Consider the following 14,483-nt stretch of genomic DNA (forward strand, 5'->3'; position numbering starts at 1 on the left):
TTGAGGTAATTTTAGCTGCGGGTAATATTGGAATTTTTCTAAATTCATTAAAACATTCTAATGAGGCTGTATTGCCAAAACCCGATGCTAGCACAAAGTCTAAAACAGATACTACCTTATACCTTCAATGAATACGACCTGAAAACGGTTATTGCTAATTCCACTACTTTTACTACTTACACCTATATTCTTTTACCATTATTAGGAAAGTTATCTTTTATTTTTCATTATGAATTGGAGCAGTAACTTTTGGGTGGTGGGTTTGTGATGATCCCACCAATTCCACAGGAAGTAGTTAAAAACGCTCATTGGCTTACACATCAGCAATTTGTTGATGGTATGGCTTTAGGACAAATGACCTCTATGTGCCCAGTTTTAATCACAGCTATTTTTTGTTGGCTATTATGTAGCAGGCATTTTTAGGTGCAATAATATCTACTATTGCCGTATTTCTCCCATCGTTACTTATTACTATTATCATAGGTCATCCTTAGAACGTTTTCGCACTAATCCACAAGTCCAAGCTTTCTATTAAGCTGTTACTCCTACTGTTGTAGGAACGATGAGCCGCTTTTGTTAATATTACCCAAGCAGGCGTTACTTCTAAAATAGGCATTTTAATTCCAGCTACAGGTTGTTTAGTTTTGCTTAAATGGCGCGTTAGCCCTGCTTTAGTGATGTTGTTTTCATAATATTAGGTATCGCCTTAAGATATTTTCAAATAAGTTTAATTTAATTAACTATTAGCAATGTTTTGATTTAATCAAAAACTAACATATAACTTCGTTCTCACTGCAGTTTTCTTGATTTTATGAGCAAAAATGAAGTATTCAGATGTGTAAAATTATATTCAGGGTCAATTTGTCCCTGTTAACCTAGAATTTTTGGATGTATATAATCCCGCTAATGGTAGTGTTATATCTAAAGTCCCGCTTTCAGGTATGGAACAAGCTGACGCGGCTGTAAGGTTGCAAAAGAAGCCTTGCTCGTTTGGTCAAGTCTGCCTGTTAAAGAGCGTGTCCAAGTTCTTTATCGCGTTAGAATGCTTTTAGAAAAATATTGAAGAACTTACACATCTTATAACTGAAGAAAATGGAAAAATTTATAGTGAAGCAAAAGCTGAAGTCTTAAAGTCTATGGAATTAACAGAATTTGTTTGCTCACGCCCTCTCAAATTGTCGCTGGCGAAGTAATGGGAAGTTAGCCGAGGCGTAGAATGTCGTATAGAAAATACCCTGTTGGAATTGTAGCTTCTATAACTCCTTTTTAACTTTCCAAATATGGGTGCCTAATTGACTATATACCTAATGCTCTTGCTTTAGGCAATTGTATGGATATTAAAGCCTTCTGAATTAGTCCCTTTACTGCAGGACGTATTGCAGAACTGCTAAAAGAAGTCATCCCCTGCCTGATGGAGTGCTTAATATTGTCTATGGTGGTAAAGATACAGTAGATGCAATTTAGACCAATTCTGACATAGAAGCAATTAGCTTTGTAGGTTCAACTAAAGTAGCAAAAATAGTTTGAATGACGTGGTACAGCTTAACTTAAAGAGAGTATTAGCTTAGGTAGCAAAAATCACTTAATTGTAATGCCTGGATGCAGATTTAGAAATGAGTGCAAGCAATATTGTTGCCTCAATGTCTGGCTGTGCAGGGCAGCGTTGTATGGCTGCATCGGTAATGATGGCTGAGGTAAAGTAGATCATATTATTGACCGAATGGTTAGCTTTGTAAAAAACATAAGTGCTGTGTAAAGACATTGGCCCAGTACTCCCCAAGGAAGCCAAAGCACGAATTGAAGGCTATATCACACAGAAGCCGAGCAGCAAGGAGCAAAAGTTTTAGTTGATGGAATTGGCAATAGTTGTAGCAGGTCAAGAAGATGGTTTTTAAAAAGGGCTCAACTTTAATTGATTATGTAAAACCATCTATGCGAATTAAGCTCAAGAAGAAATTTGGCCCAGTTTTAGTAATTGTTCGTGGCATCAGATGGCTGACGAAGCATTAAAAGTGGAAAATAGTTCACCTTATGGTCACGCTGCATCAGTCTTTACTGAAAGCGGAGGAACTGCTCGCTATGTTATTGAGCGTCAAGTGCTGGTATGGTAGGAATAACGTCGGTGTACCTGTTCCACGAGAACCTTTTTCTTTGGTGGTTGGAATGAATCTAAATTCGAGTAGGTGATATTACTGACGAGGTTCTATTGAATTTTGGACTAAATCCAAGAAAAGAATTACTACCAAATGGAATATCTGGCTTGTACAAACTGGATGTCTTAAGATTTTTAAGTTAAATGTTAAAAGGGTTAGCAATGTTAAGTTGCTAACCCTTCAATATTTTATGAAGATACAACTTATTACCCCATCAATCTAAAAAGACCTAATCAACGGTAATCAAATTACTGCTATTGGAATTAAGCAAATTTTAACCAAACTTGGTCATAAAGTAAGTGTTAGCAGAAATTAAGTAATGGTCAAGATGTAGACTTCTAATGATTTGCCTTGCAACGCTTTACGTAGCTTTTCATCAATTGAAAAATTTCATCAATGATATTCAAATAAACCGTTAGTAGTTGCACTAACAGGCACAGATCTTTACCAAAATATTCAAGGCAGCATGTCAGCCCGTCAAGCTTTGGATTGGGCAACACGTTTAGTAGTGCTACAAAAACAAGGTGTATTTGAACTTCCAGAAGCATTACAAGCTAAAACACAGGTTATTTATCAATCTGCTAAAAAGAAGCTAAAAATAATATTTTTCCCTACCCAAAGTTTTAATGTCTTTAGTAGTTGCTAATTTATGTGTAGAAAAGGACTTTCTGCACAGCTTTAGCACTATCAAAATTACCTAGCGATTCTAAATACAAGTTTTCATATAGGGCTACCCTTTAATCAAGAAATGGAGGAAGAGTTAAAACTTATTCAGGAAAATAACATCCGCTATCATTGGTTAGGATCCTTTTCTCACAATAAAACCAAGCAACTTATTGCTGCTGCCAACCTTGTTTGTATAACTTCAAGAATTGAAGGCGGATCAAATGTTTTATGTGAGTCGCTAGCAGCTAAAACACCTGTAATAACTACAAATATTCCTAGTCTAGTTGCTACTTTGGGAGATAACTATCCTGGTTATTTTTCGGTTGGCGATACTGAAAAACTAGCAAATTTGCTTGGCAAGAAAGCGATAGAGACAATTTTTACCAAGAATTAAAATGATTGTAAGAAAGTTGCTTATTTAGTAGATCCAGCAACAGAAGAAAATGCTGGCAAGATTTGATTAAACAATCCTCAGAATGCTAGATTGCATAAAATCTAATATTTCCTAATTTATTTTTTGGAGCAGTTAGTCAGACGAAGCTAAGTTAAAAGAAAAGAAACTTAGATTAACAGAAATGGCTATTGTGGTGGTTGAGCGTCTAAAGTCGCTCCTAGCGATTCAGCTTCCAAACATTGAGCTATTTGCCAAACTACGCCTAACCCCAATTTGCTAGCGGGTTTTAGCACTGCTGATGATGCAGGAGTTCATAGTTAACTGATGAACCAGCTTTAGTTCAAAACAGCAGACTTTTTACTCCTGTAGTAGATCACCCCTTTACCTATTTGGTCAAATCGCAGCAGTAAACGCTTTAAGTGATGTTTGGGCAATGGGTGGAAAAGCCTTACCAGCATTAGCCATTGCTGGTCTTCCTCAGCAGATGCCGAACTAAGCGTTTTGGTGAAGTTGCGCGGCGGGCAGAAAATGCTTGCTAGTGTAGGTGTTAGCCTATTGGTGGTCATACTGTTGAAGATAAAGAACTTAAATTTGGTTATGCAATTACAGGAATAATTCACCCAGAAAAATAGTTGCTAATTCAAATGCAAAAGCTGGCGATAAGTTAATTCTTACCAAATCTTTAGGTACAGGAATTATAAGTTCAGGAATTAAATTTGAGCGTGCATCAAACGAAGCAAGACAAGCTGCAATTAAAGCTATGACAGAACCAAATAAACTTGCTTCAGAAATAATGCAGGAAATTGGAGTTAACGCAGCAACGGACATAACTGGTTTTGGATTATTGGGGCATGCCTATGAAATGGCTAAAGGAAGCCAAGTTACTTTGCAACTAGCAACAAACAAAATATCAATAATGCCACAGGTTTTTGAACTTTTAGCAGAAAAAATTATGACTAAAGGCGACCGTAACAACCGAAAATATGTTGGAGATACAATAACTTTTGCTCCTGATGTTCTGCCAGCTATGCAGTCAGTTTTTTGATCCACAAACCGCAGGAGGTTTATTAATTAGTGTTGCAACAGAAAAATCAAATTTATTGCTAGATAAATTGCTCTCAAGTGGCGTTCAAGCAAGCGAAGTAGGGCAAGTGTTAACCTACAATGGAAAATTCTTAGAAGTGTTTTCGCAAATTGGGTAGTAAATTTGATTTATTCGTCTACTAATGGAACTTCTGGTTTTGGTTCTATACCAACTTTTATAACACCACGTTCTGTTTTTACTGGGTAGGTTGCAACACAACGCCCATTATCAGGTGAGACACATTGACCATTAGTAACATCTATTTGCCAAAAATGCAGCCGACAAGTAATTTTTTGTCCATCAATAACACCATCATCTAAAGGTGCTGCCATATGAGGACACATATTTTCAATTGCATAAAGTTTGCCACGAATATTAAAAATTGCTATTGAGTGACCTTCAACTACAAAACCTTTAGCTTCTCCAAAACCAACTTCGCTAAACTTGCAAACAGGATGAAACTCCATCAGTTTTCTCCCAAATTATTCAGAAACCATTTTTGCCAAAAGCATATTTTGGGCTTGATCTAAAATTAGGTCAAGATACCCTGCACTATTAATTTAATATTTTATCCTGAGTTTGACAGTTGATAGGTAAAAATCAAGAAAAAAAAGGAATAAGTGTAATAGAATCAACAAGAGATATTTTTTTGCTGAAAAAATGTAGTGAAAACTTTTTTATTCAAAATAGAAATTAAGCTTGATATAGTTGACTTCTAACAGAATTTTTATAAAATAAGTAGTGAAAATATATTCCTACGAGAAAAATATGTTCTTACGAGAAATAAAGTCAAAAAACAAAAAATATCTACACATAATAGAAAGCTACCGAGAAGAAGGAAAAGTAAAACACCGATCAGTAGCAGCACTAGGGTCTATAGATGATGAGAAAAAAGCGGAGCAATTGAGAAAAATAGGGGAGGCATTGCTAAAATATACTAAATCCCCAAAGTTAATAGATATAAGAGAAGCAAAAGAATTAGGAAGAAAAAACTGGGGAACAGTGGCAGTAGTAAAAAAGTTATGGGACAAGTTTGGATTAGGTCAACTATTTCAAGAACTAAAAGAGGAAAGAAAAATAGAATTTGAATTTTTTAGTGCGATATTTTTAATGCTGATGGATAGGTTAAGAGAACCAAAAAGCAAATTGAAATCATATCAGCAACAGAACAATTATCATGGAATAATAGAGATAGAACTGCATCAGCTATACAGAGCTTTAGATATATTAGAAGAAAGTAAAGAAAAAATAGAAGAATATATATTTGAAAAAAATAAAACATTATGGAATATGGAAGTAGACTTGGTATTGTATGATGTAACAACATTTTATTTTGAAAGTGTAAGAGCAGATGAGTTGAGGGAGTTTGGATATGGAAAAGATGGAAATATAAATGAAGTACAAATTTTGTTTGGCTTGTTAGTAGATATAGAAGGAAGACCAATAGGATTTGATATTTTTCCAGGAAGCACTTTTGAAGGTCACACAATAAAGGAAGCAATAAAAAAACTATCAAAACGCTTTGAGGTAAAACGTTTGATTGTGATAGCAGATCAAGGAATGTTTTCTAAAGAGAATTTAGAGTTAATAAAACAATCCAACTATCAATACATTGTTGGAGGTAGACTTAAAAATCGCTCTAAAGAAATTAAGCAAGAAGTTTTAGCTCAAGATGGTTACACAGAACTTAGCTATAAGAATGCAGATAAAAGTGATGAAAAGTTTAAGGTTAAAAAAATCAAGTTAGAAGAAGATGATTTGATTTGCAGTTGGTCAAAAGGAGGGCAGAAAAGATAAAGCTGATAGAGAGCGACTTATTGTAAAAGCTAAGAAAATAGTAGAAGGAAAAAAAGGTCAAATTCTTTCTAAGCGAGGAGCGTTGAAGTATATTGAGTTGGATCAAAATAAGATAGGCACAAAAATAGATGAGAAAAAGATCCTTGAGGATGAACTTTGGGATGGTTATTATGGACTGCAATCCAATGCAACTGACTTATCGCCTCAAGATATTTTGGACTACTATCATCAGTTATGGAAAATTGAAGAAAGTTTTAGAATTTTCAAATCTCATTTAGAAACTCGTCCTATTTTTCATTGGACTGCTAAACGCATTAAAGGCCACTTTGTCTTGTCTTTCATTGCTTTCTTGCTTGAAAGAACTTTGGAAATCCAGCTTAAGCAAAATAATATTTCTTATTCTCCTTTGCTTATTCTCAAAGCTATTGATGAACTTCAATATTCTGTTTTATTTGTTCAAGGCAACGAATTTTTCCTTCGTTCTCAGGTTTCTGGCCTTGCCAATGATATCCTCAGAACTTTGAAAATTAAAATTCCTCCTAATGTTTCTCCTTCTGATTCTTTCTCCTTTTCGTTTTTGTAGTGAAAACGATTTTTTCTTTTTTCTTGTTACCCTTTTTATTTCAACTATTTATGTTTTTCAACTGTCAAACTCAGGAGACACATATTTTCAATTGCATAAAGTTTGCCACGAATATTAAAAATTGCTATTGAGTGACCTTCAACTACAAAACCTTTAGCTTCTCCAAAACCAACTTCGCTAAACTTGCAAACAGGATGAAATTCCATGATTTTCTCCCAAATTATTCAAAAAGCACTTTTGCCAAGAGCATATTTTGGGCTTGATCTAAAATTAGGTCAAGATACCCTGCACTATTAATTTAATATTTTATTTATTTGCTAAAAAACAAGCTACATAATGGTTATTACCAATATTTACAAACTTTGGTTCATTAGTTTTACATTCGGCCATAACTTGAGGGCAGCGAGTATGAAACCGGCAACCGCTAGGAGGATTTAACGGACTAGGAACATCTCCTTGTAAGACAATACGTTGCCGCTTTTTTTCTGCTACTGGATCAGGTACAGGGACGGCAGAAATCAAGGCTTGTGTATAAGGGTGTAGAGGCTTTTGGTAAATTTCGCTTGCTTCGGCTAGTTCTACAATTTTGCCTAAATACATTACAGCAACTCGATTGCTCATATATCTAACGGCTCGTAAATCATGAGAAATAAATAAGTAAGTTAGCGATAGATCTTTTTGTAATTGTTGGAGCAAGTTCATAATTTGAGCTTGAATAGACACATCTAATGCTGCAATAGGCTCATCAGCTACAATAAAATCTGGATTAAGTGCTAAGGCTCGTGCAATTCCAATTCGCTGCCGCTGGCCGCCAGAAAATTCATGAGGATAACGCTTTATAAATTGAGGGTTTAAGCCTACTTTTTCCATCAAATTTTGTACTTGTCTATCTAACTCTATACCAGCTAAATTGTTAAAAACTGTTAAAGGTTCAGCAATAATGTCTTTTACTGTCATTCTAGGATTAAGTGAAGCATAAGGATTTTGAAAGATCATTTGTAAATGTCGGCGAAAAGGACGCATTTGCTGATTTGGTAATTGTGCTAAATCTTTACCTTGGAAAATTATTTGTCCACCTGTAGGTTTAACTAATTGCAAAATTGCACGGCCTGTAGTTGATTTTCCGCATCCAGACTCACCAACAAGCCCTAAAGTCTCACCCTTTTTAATATTAAATGAAACATCATCAACAGCCTTAACCGTGCGTGGTTTGCTGCCCATTATACGGTCTAGCAAACCGCCTCCGCTTAAATGAAAATATACTTGTAAATTATTGATTTCTAATAGATTTTTTTCTGTAGTCATAACGTTTAATTTTCTTGCCAACAAACAGAAAAATGTTGGTTATTAATTTGTTTAATTGGTGGAAATTCTTTGCATTTATCTGTTACATAAGCACATCTTGGAGAAAAAGGACACCCTACAGGTAAATTTGTTAAATCTGGTGGTAGTCCTGGAATTTGAAATAATTTTTCTTGTTGGTTTAATGGGTCAGGCACAGACTTTAATAAACCTTGTGTATAAGGATGGTGTGGACTGGAAAATAACTCTGTTGTAGGAGCATATTCTATAATTTTACCTGCATACATTACAGCAATATGATCTGTCATTCCTGCTACTAGCCCTAAGTCATGAGTAATAAGTATTATTGATGTGCCAGTTTTTTCTTTTAAGTCTTTAATTAGTTCTAAAATCTGTGCTTGGATAGTTACATCCAAAGCGGTTGTCGGCTCGTCAGCAATTAAGAGTTCTGGTTTACAAGAAAGTGCCATAGCAATCATCACTCTTTGACGCATACCACCAGAAAATTGATGAGGATAATCATCAATCCGACGTGCTGCATCAGAAATGCCTACAAGCTCTAACATTTCAATAGCTTTTTTTTCTGGCTGCTGCTTTACTTAAACCTTCGTGTAACTCTGTAATTTCTGTTAATTGCGCTCCAACCTTCATAAAAGGATTAAGCGAGGTCATAGGGTCTTGAAAAATCATCGCAATACGCTTTCCACGAATTTTGCGAATTTCATTTTCAGATAATTTCATCAAGTCTTGACCATTAAAATTTACTTCGCCACCTACAATTTTTCCTGGAGGATAAGGAATTAATCGCAAAATAGATAAATTTGTGACTGATTTACCAGAACCAGATTCGCCAACAATTCCTAAAGTCTCACCTCTTTTTAAGTCAAAAGAAACGTCATCAACTGCCTTTACTACAGCACCTTCGCTATAGAAATAAGTTTTTAGATTTCTGACACTTAGCAAAATAGAGTTATCTATAGCCATATTTACCTTAATTAGTTATTATTGCTTAGTCTTTTCTCATTTGTGGATCAAGCGCAGCTCGAAGGCCATCGCCTAAAAAATTTACGCTAAAAAGCGTGATTGCCATCATTAAACCAGGGAAGATTAATTGCCAAGGATAGACAGAAATAGCTTCTATTCCTTCATTTACCATTGTTCCCCAACTTGCTAGCGGAGGTTGTACACCTAAGCCTAAAAAGCTAAGAAATGCTTCTGAAAGCATCGCACTAGGAATAGTTAATGTTGTATAAACAATTACCGGGCCTAAAGTATTAGGAACAATATGACGGAAAATAATTTGAGGGGTTTCTACTCCTACGGCCCTGGCTGCTTCAACAAATTCTTGGTTTTTTATTGACAAAACTTGCCCTCGAACAATACGCGCCATTGTTAGCCAAGACACAGCACCTAAAACCAGAAAAAGCATAAAAATACTTTTAGTAAAAAACGCTAGTAAAACAATTACTAAAAATAAGTAGGGTAATGAATAAATAATGTCTACAATCCTCATCATTAATTCATCAATGTAGCCACCAAAATAACCAGAAATTGCTCCATAAGTTACACCTATTACAAAACTAACAGATGTTGCAACTAGCCCAACCATTAAGGAAATTCGTCCGCCAATCAAGGAACGGACTAAAATATCGCGTCCTAGTTGATCAGTTCCAAACCAATGATCCCAACTTGGAGGCTCGCTACTTCTATCTAAATTAATTTGGTCATAAGTGTAGGAAGAAAAAATTGGGCCAAATAAAGAAACAGTAACAATTAGTATCAATACTATAGCACCAAATATAGCTAGCTTATTTTTTTTCAGTCTGCGCCAAGCATCTTCCCATAAACTAGTACCAACTACTAGTTCTTTTTTAGCTATATTAACTTCTTGACTCATAACAATTTACCTCTATTTATAGCTAATACGTGGATCAAGTAAACCTATGGTGATATCTACAAGTAGATTCATTACTACTAATACTGTAGAAATAAATAGCGTTAGTCCCATTACTACAGAATAATCACGAGAATTAGCAGCTTCGATAAAGATTTTTCCTAGTCCAGGAACGGCAAAAATTTTTTCTACAACAATTGTTCCAGCTAGCAAAAATGTAAGAGCCGGGCCAGTAAATGAAATTACAGGAATTATTCCACCTCTTAGCGCGTGTCTTAGGACTACAACGCTTTCAGCAAGTCCTTTGGCTCTAGCAGTACGAATATAATCGGCCCGTAGGACTTCAAGCATTCCGCTACGAGTTAGCCGGGCAATATAAGCAATGTAGACAGCCGACAAGGTAAGTGCAGGTAAAATTAGATGTTTAGGCTCTCCCCAACGTGCTGGAGGTAGCCAAAAAAGGGTTAGAGAAAAAATAATTACTAGCAGTGGCCCGAGTACAAAACTTGGCAGGGAAATCCCTAGCATTGCTACAGCCATTGAAACATAATCAAGAAGTGAATTTTGCCTTAATGAAGAAATTATCCCAATTATTAAACCAAGAACTAGTGCAAACAAGTAAGCTAGCAAGCCTAAAACAACAGAAGTTGGTAAATGCTGCCAAATAAGTTCGTTAACCGAACGTCCTACATAACGGGTTGAGGGGCCAAGATTTCCTTTCATTAACTCTTTTACATAGTTAAAATATTGAATATGAAGAGGTTTATCTAGTCCATATTGCTCATTTAGAGCTTGAATAACTTCTGGAGGAAAAGCTTTATCATTAGCAAAGGGGCTGCCTGGAGCAAGCCGCAGAAGAAAAAAAGTGATAGTAATAATAATTAGCAAAATAGGTATCATGCCTAGCAGACGGCGAATGATTAACCGAAGCATTTTTTCTATCTCCTTACACTAGTTGGGTTTAATGGATTCGTTTTCTGGCTTCCATTCTGTGTTGATAGAAACAGCTTTTAGAGGGTGAGTATCAAAAAGATTTGGATACCAACCTTCAACATAAGGCTTTTTAAGATAACTTAAAGCAGTAAAATAAATTGGTATAAATGGTAAATTATCAAGTAGAAATTCTTCTACTTTTGCTAGTTTTTCATTACGTTTAGCTTCGGCAGGGGCTTGATTAGCTTCTTCTAGCATTTTTACGTATTCTTCATTAATCCAGCCAGAATTATTATTTGGAACATCTTTTCCAAATAAGTTTAAGAAAGTATCAGGGTCTAAGTAATCACCTGTCCATGAATTTCTAGCTAAATCAAATTCCCGACGTTCCCGACGAGCCGTAAAGGTCTGCCATTCTTCATTTTGTAGTTCAATATTTATGTTAAGAGATTCTTTCCACATTCTTTGTATTGCTTCAGCAATTTGGCGGTGTGTATCTAAAGTATTGAAATAAATAGTAATAGTAGGAAATCCTTTTCCATCAGGAAAACCTGCTTCAGCCATTAATTTTTTAGCTAATTCTGGATTATAACCATCGCTTTTGATTTCTGGATAACCTGATATTCCTGGAGGAACTAGCGTTGTTGCTGGAATATCACCTTTTCCTATAAGTTTATCAGTGATTGAAGCTTTATCTATAGCTAAATTAAGTGCTTTACGTACTCGTACATCAGTAAAAGGTTTTTTTTGAACATTTATACTAAAGAAATAACTAGTAAAAAATGTACCTTTGACATAATCTTTTTTATGTCTTAAAGCTTTAATAAAAGCTGGTGGAACACTTCCACTTTGCATAACATCAATTTCACCAGACTTATAAAGATTTACTGTAGTTGGATTGTCATCCACAGGATAAAAATAAGCTTTGTCTAGCTTTACATTTGCTGCGTCCCAGTAATCAGGATTTTTAACAAGTACAACTTGACTATAAGGTTTATGTTCTTGAAGCTTAAAAGCTCCATTTGTGACAATATTTTTGCTTTCTGTCCAACGATCTCCCCATTTTTCAATCGCCCAACTTGGCAAAGGAGAAAACACAAAATGAGGTGTCATCTTTATAAAAAAAGCTGTTGGACGTTCCATTTCAACTTCTAAAGTATAATCATCAATTGCACGGACTCCTAAATCATTAATAGATGACTTACCCTGAGAAATTGCTTCAGCATTTTTTATGAAGTAAAGTAGTCCAGCATAAGGAGTTCCAGTTTTAGGGTCAATTCCACGTTTCCAAGCCCAAATAAAGTCGTGTGCTGTAACAGGGCGTTTATCTGTCCAAAAAGCATTTTTACGTAAATAGAAAACCCATTTTTTAGCCTGGTCTACTGCTTCCCATCGTTCAGCTATTCCTGGACGAGGTTCTAAGGTTTTAGGGTCATAGACTGTAAGACCTTCTATAACACTCATTATTATATTGCCTTCAGGAATGCCGGCTGTTTTATGTGGATCTATTGAGCGAGGTTCAGAGGCATTACAGTAATAAAGTATTTGGTTTTTAGGTGTTGTAATTTTTCCAAAATAAGCTGATGCACTAATACAAGCAGGTAGTGAGATGATCGCAATAAGTAGGCAAACTAAGACTATTTTTGTTTTATACATAATTTTATTCCTTAGAAATAAAGAGTTTAGCTGCGATCTTTGACGGAGTTAGTAGCTATTTTATAGCTTATTTTTAGCTTTAGCTAGCAAGCTTTTTGCTACAGTAACATTTAGACTAAGGAAATGCAAATTTTAATCAAATTTGCTCATATTAGTTTTAAGGGGCGGAATTTGGGCTTGTAAAGCTTAAAAAGCTACATATCATCGCAAAAGCAATAAATTTTAAGGCTGTTTATCAAGGTTTTAGTCAAGGAAAGTAAAATGGGTAGGTGTGTTAATTGCGGTAATATATTTAGTGATGAAGTGCTATTTTGTCCAAAAGATGGGGAGTTTGCTCTATTAGATGTAGTATTAAAAGATACTTATTTAATTAAGGAAAAATTAGGTGAAGGTGGTATGGCTATGGTATTTAAGGCTACTAATATCTTAACTAATTCCATATGTGCCATTAAAATTATTCATCCTGATATGTTAGAAAGCGAACTTAATGCAGTAGAACGACTTCTTTTGGAAGCTGTAAAAATAAAAAAAATAGCCCATCCAAATATTGTAAAAGTACTGGATTTTGGCCCACTTAATGATGGAGAACTTGTTTATTTAACTATGGAACTACTAAAGGGCAGAACCTTAAAACAGGAAATTATTCAAAAAGGCCCAATAAACTACAAAAAAGTCGCTTTTCTTATTGAACAAGTTTGTGCTGCTATTGCTGCTGCTCATGAAAGAGGTATTATCCATCGTGATATAAAACCTGAAAATATTTTTCTTTTAGAAGATATAAAAGATAATATATTACTTAAGGTGCTAGATTTTGGTATTTCTACAGACCATGTTACTCAATTTACAGGAGCAGCAAAACAAATAATAGGCACTCCAGAATATATGTCTCCAGAACAATGCGAGGCTCATAAAAATTTAGATGTTAGGTCTGATATTTATAATCTTGGGGTCACTTTATATGAAATGTTAACGGGCAGGGTACCTTTCCCAATAGCTTTTTGGGAGCCTTACGAAGTTTTACGCAAACAAATGTTTGAAGATCCTGAACCTTTAACTAGTTTGCGGCCTGATATTCCTGTTAGCGTTGAAAAAGTTGTACTAAAAGCTTTAGAAAAAAAATCCTAATCGTCGTCAACAATCTGTTTTAGAGGTTGCTAAAGAACTTATATTTTCACTTAGGGAAGAGGGAATAATAGAAGAAAAAACTAATCGTATTCAAGTCAACTTAAAGGATTTAGCTAAGCATTCTATTAATCAAGGGTTGTCGCATTTAGAAAAAGGTGAACATATATTTGCTATCAATTGTTTTACTGAAGCTATAGGCTATAGTTTTGGGTATAGCGATGCGCATTATTACTGCGGACTTGCTTATCAAGCTATTAACGATATAGATGAGGCCATTAAATGTTTTGATATAGTTATTAGCTTAGAACCTAACAGAGCAGAAGCTTATTTTAAGCGTGCTTTGTGTTATCAAAGTAAGAATAAATTAGAGTTAGCAATTAACGATTTTAGTCAGACTACCAAATTAGATGCTAAGCATCAACAAGCTTTTTACTACCGAGCATTAAACTATAAAAAACTTTCTCGTTTTGAAGAAGCTAAAGAAGATTTACATCTTGCTATTGAGCTTGATTCTAAAGATGCTCTTTCCTATTTTAATTTAGCCTTGCTATATCATTATGAAAATGAACTTGATATAGCATTTAGTAGCTATAGCCAAGCCATTACTTTAAACCCAAATCACTTAGAATCATATGTTTTACGAGCATTTATTTACAAAGTTAAAGGTGATTTAGACAATGCTATGATTGATTGTAATTTGGCTTTGCAAATAGATCCTATATCTCAAATAGCATATTTTGTACGGGCATTGATTTATCTTGCTAAAATGACTTTGGATTTAAAGAAAATTCATGAATTTGATATACCTTTTGTTCTTGCTGAATTGTCTGATTCTGAAATTTTATCTATTTTGACAAAACTCTTATAGTTAAAGATAACAAAAGCCTATTTTCTAT

At 34.8% G+C, this 14,483-nt stretch carries 14 protein-coding genes and 2 pseudogenes; 9 read left to right on the forward strand and 7 right to left on the reverse strand.

Annotation, left to right across the window (positions count from 1 at the left end):
• Nucleotides 1-267: 267 nt before the first annotated feature.
• From IPK14_21340 to selD, 5 genes and pseudogenes are all read left to right on the forward strand, one after another.
• Nucleotides 268-423: a chromate transporter gene (locus tag IPK14_21340; protein ID MBK7995821.1), complete on the forward strand. Its 156-nt coding sequence runs from the start codon at nt 268-270 to the stop codon at nt 421-423.
• Between the two features lie 398 nt (nt 424-821).
• A pseudogene (locus IPK14_21345) lies at nt 822-2,282 on the forward strand (aldehyde dehydrogenase family protein).
• A 337-nt stretch (nt 2,283-2,619) separates the two neighbouring features.
• A complete protein-coding gene (locus IPK14_21350) occupies nt 2,620-2,799 on the forward strand; it encodes a hypothetical protein (protein ID MBK7995822.1) in 180 nt (59 codons plus the stop codon).
• A gap of 102 nt (nt 2,800-2,901) precedes the next feature.
• A complete protein-coding gene (locus tag IPK14_21355) occupies nt 2,902-3,213 on the forward strand; it encodes a glycosyltransferase (GenBank protein ID MBK7995823.1) in 312 nt (103 codons plus the stop codon).
• Nucleotides 3,214-3,802: 589 nt separating this feature from the next.
• Nucleotides 3,803-4,258: a selenide, water dikinase SelD gene (gene selD / locus IPK14_21360; GenBank protein ID MBK7995824.1), complete on the forward strand. Its 456-nt coding sequence runs from the start codon at nt 3,803-3,805 to the stop codon at nt 4,256-4,258.
• 167 nt (nt 4,259-4,425) lie between these two features.
• On the opposite strand, the gene IPK14_21365 is transcribed toward selD, so the two are convergent.
• Nucleotides 4,426-4,764, reverse strand: coding sequence for a Rieske (2Fe-2S) protein (locus tag IPK14_21365; protein MBK7995825.1), 339 nt, complete (start codon nt 4,762-4,764; stop codon nt 4,426-4,428).
• A gap of 301 nt (nt 4,765-5,065) precedes the next feature.
• On the opposite strand from IPK14_21365, the gene IPK14_21370 reads away from it, so the two are divergent.
• Together IPK14_21370 and IPK14_21375 are read left to right on the forward strand one after the other, a co-directional pair.
• Nucleotides 5,066-6,094: an IS1634 family transposase gene (locus IPK14_21370; protein MBK7995826.1), complete on the forward strand. Its 1,029-nt coding sequence runs from the start codon at nt 5,066-5,068 to the stop codon at nt 6,092-6,094.
• 82 nt (nt 6,095-6,176) lie between these two features.
• A complete protein-coding gene (locus tag IPK14_21375) occupies nt 6,177-6,677 on the forward strand; it encodes a transposase (protein ID MBK7995827.1) in 501 nt (166 codons plus the stop codon).
• Between the two features lie 44 nt (nt 6,678-6,721).
• Here the strand turns inward: IPK14_21375 and IPK14_21380 are convergent, their stop codons facing one another.
• The 6 genes and pseudogenes from IPK14_21380 to IPK14_21405 form a co-directional block, all read right to left on the reverse strand.
• Nucleotides 6,722-6,883 carry a hypothetical protein gene (locus IPK14_21380; GenBank protein MBK7995828.1) on the reverse strand — a complete coding sequence of 54 codons (162 nt, stop codon included), beginning with the start codon at nt 6,881-6,883 and terminating at the stop codon, nt 6,722-6,724.
• A 100-nt stretch (nt 6,884-6,983) separates the two neighbouring features.
• Complete coding sequence (locus tag IPK14_21385) at nt 6,984-7,982, reverse strand: dipeptide ABC transporter ATP-binding protein (protein ID MBK7995829.1); 999 nt, start codon at nt 7,980-7,982, stop codon at nt 6,984-6,986.
• Between the two features lie 5 nt (nt 7,983-7,987).
• A pseudogene (locus IPK14_21390) lies at nt 7,988-8,963 on the reverse strand (ABC transporter ATP-binding protein).
• A 25-nt stretch (nt 8,964-8,988) separates the two neighbouring features.
• Nucleotides 8,989-9,876 carry an ABC transporter permease gene (locus tag IPK14_21395; protein ID MBK7995830.1) on the reverse strand — a complete coding sequence of 296 codons (888 nt, stop codon included), beginning with the start codon at nt 9,874-9,876 and terminating at the stop codon, nt 8,989-8,991.
• 12 nt (nt 9,877-9,888) lie between these two features.
• Entirely contained in the window at nt 9,889-10,806 is a 918-nt protein-coding gene (locus IPK14_21400) for an ABC transporter permease (protein ID MBK7995831.1), read from the reverse strand.
• A gap of 18 nt (nt 10,807-10,824) precedes the next feature.
• Entirely contained in the window at nt 10,825-12,462 is a 1,638-nt protein-coding gene (locus tag IPK14_21405) for a peptide ABC transporter substrate-binding protein (GenBank protein MBK7995832.1), read from the reverse strand.
• A gap of 261 nt (nt 12,463-12,723) precedes the next feature.
• On the opposite strand from IPK14_21405, the gene IPK14_21410 reads away from it, so the two are divergent.
• Nucleotides 12,724-13,587, forward strand: coding sequence for a serine/threonine protein kinase (locus IPK14_21410; GenBank protein MBK7995833.1), 864 nt, complete (start codon nt 12,724-12,726; stop codon nt 13,585-13,587).
• 136 nt (nt 13,588-13,723) lie between these two features.
• A complete protein-coding gene (locus tag IPK14_21415) occupies nt 13,724-14,455 on the forward strand; it encodes a tetratricopeptide repeat protein (protein ID MBK7995834.1) in 732 nt (243 codons plus the stop codon).
• Nucleotides 14,456-14,483: the final 28 nt, after the last annotated feature.

The sequence above is a fragment of the Blastocatellia bacterium genome (assembly GCA_016713405.1).
GTDB lineage: Bacteria > Acidobacteriota > Blastocatellia > Chloracidobacteriales > JADJPF01 > JADJPF01.

Bases quoted from the DNA above. Each gene is read 5' to 3' on its own strand.
- IPK14_21340 (MBK7995821.1), top strand. From the start codon at position 268: ATGATCCCACCAATTCCACAGGAAGTAGTTAAAAACGCTCATTGGCTT.
- IPK14_21350 (MBK7995822.1), top strand. From the start codon at position 2,620: ATGTCAGCCCGTCAAGCTTTGGATTGGGCAACACGTTTAGTAGTGCTA.
- IPK14_21355 (MBK7995823.1), top strand. From the start codon at position 2,902: ATGGAGGAAGAGTTAAAACTTATTCAGGAAAATAACATCCGCTATCAT.
- IPK14_21365 (MBK7995825.1), bottom strand. From the start codon at position 4,764: ATGGAGTTTCATCCTGTTTGCAAGTTTAGCGAAGTTGGTTTTGGAGAA.
- IPK14_21370 (MBK7995826.1), top strand. From the start codon at position 5,066: ATGTTCTTACGAGAAATAAAGTCAAAAAACAAAAAATATCTACACATA.
- IPK14_21380 (MBK7995828.1), bottom strand. From the start codon at position 6,883: ATGGAATTTCATCCTGTTTGCAAGTTTAGCGAAGTTGGTTTTGGAGAA.
- IPK14_21385 (MBK7995829.1), bottom strand. From the start codon at position 7,982: ATGACTACAGAAAAAAATCTATTAGAAATCAATAATTTACAAGTATAT.
- IPK14_21395 (MBK7995830.1), bottom strand. From the start codon at position 9,876: ATGAGTCAAGAAGTTAATATAGCTAAAAAAGAACTAGTAGTTGGTACT.
- IPK14_21400 (MBK7995831.1), bottom strand. From the start codon at position 10,806: ATGCTTCGGTTAATCATTCGCCGTCTGCTAGGCATGATACCTATTTTG.
- IPK14_21405 (MBK7995832.1), bottom strand. From the start codon at position 12,462: ATGTATAAAACAAAAATAGTCTTAGTTTGCCTACTTATTGCGATCATC.
- IPK14_21410 (MBK7995833.1), top strand. From the start codon at position 12,724: ATGGGTAGGTGTGTTAATTGCGGTAATATATTTAGTGATGAAGTGCTA.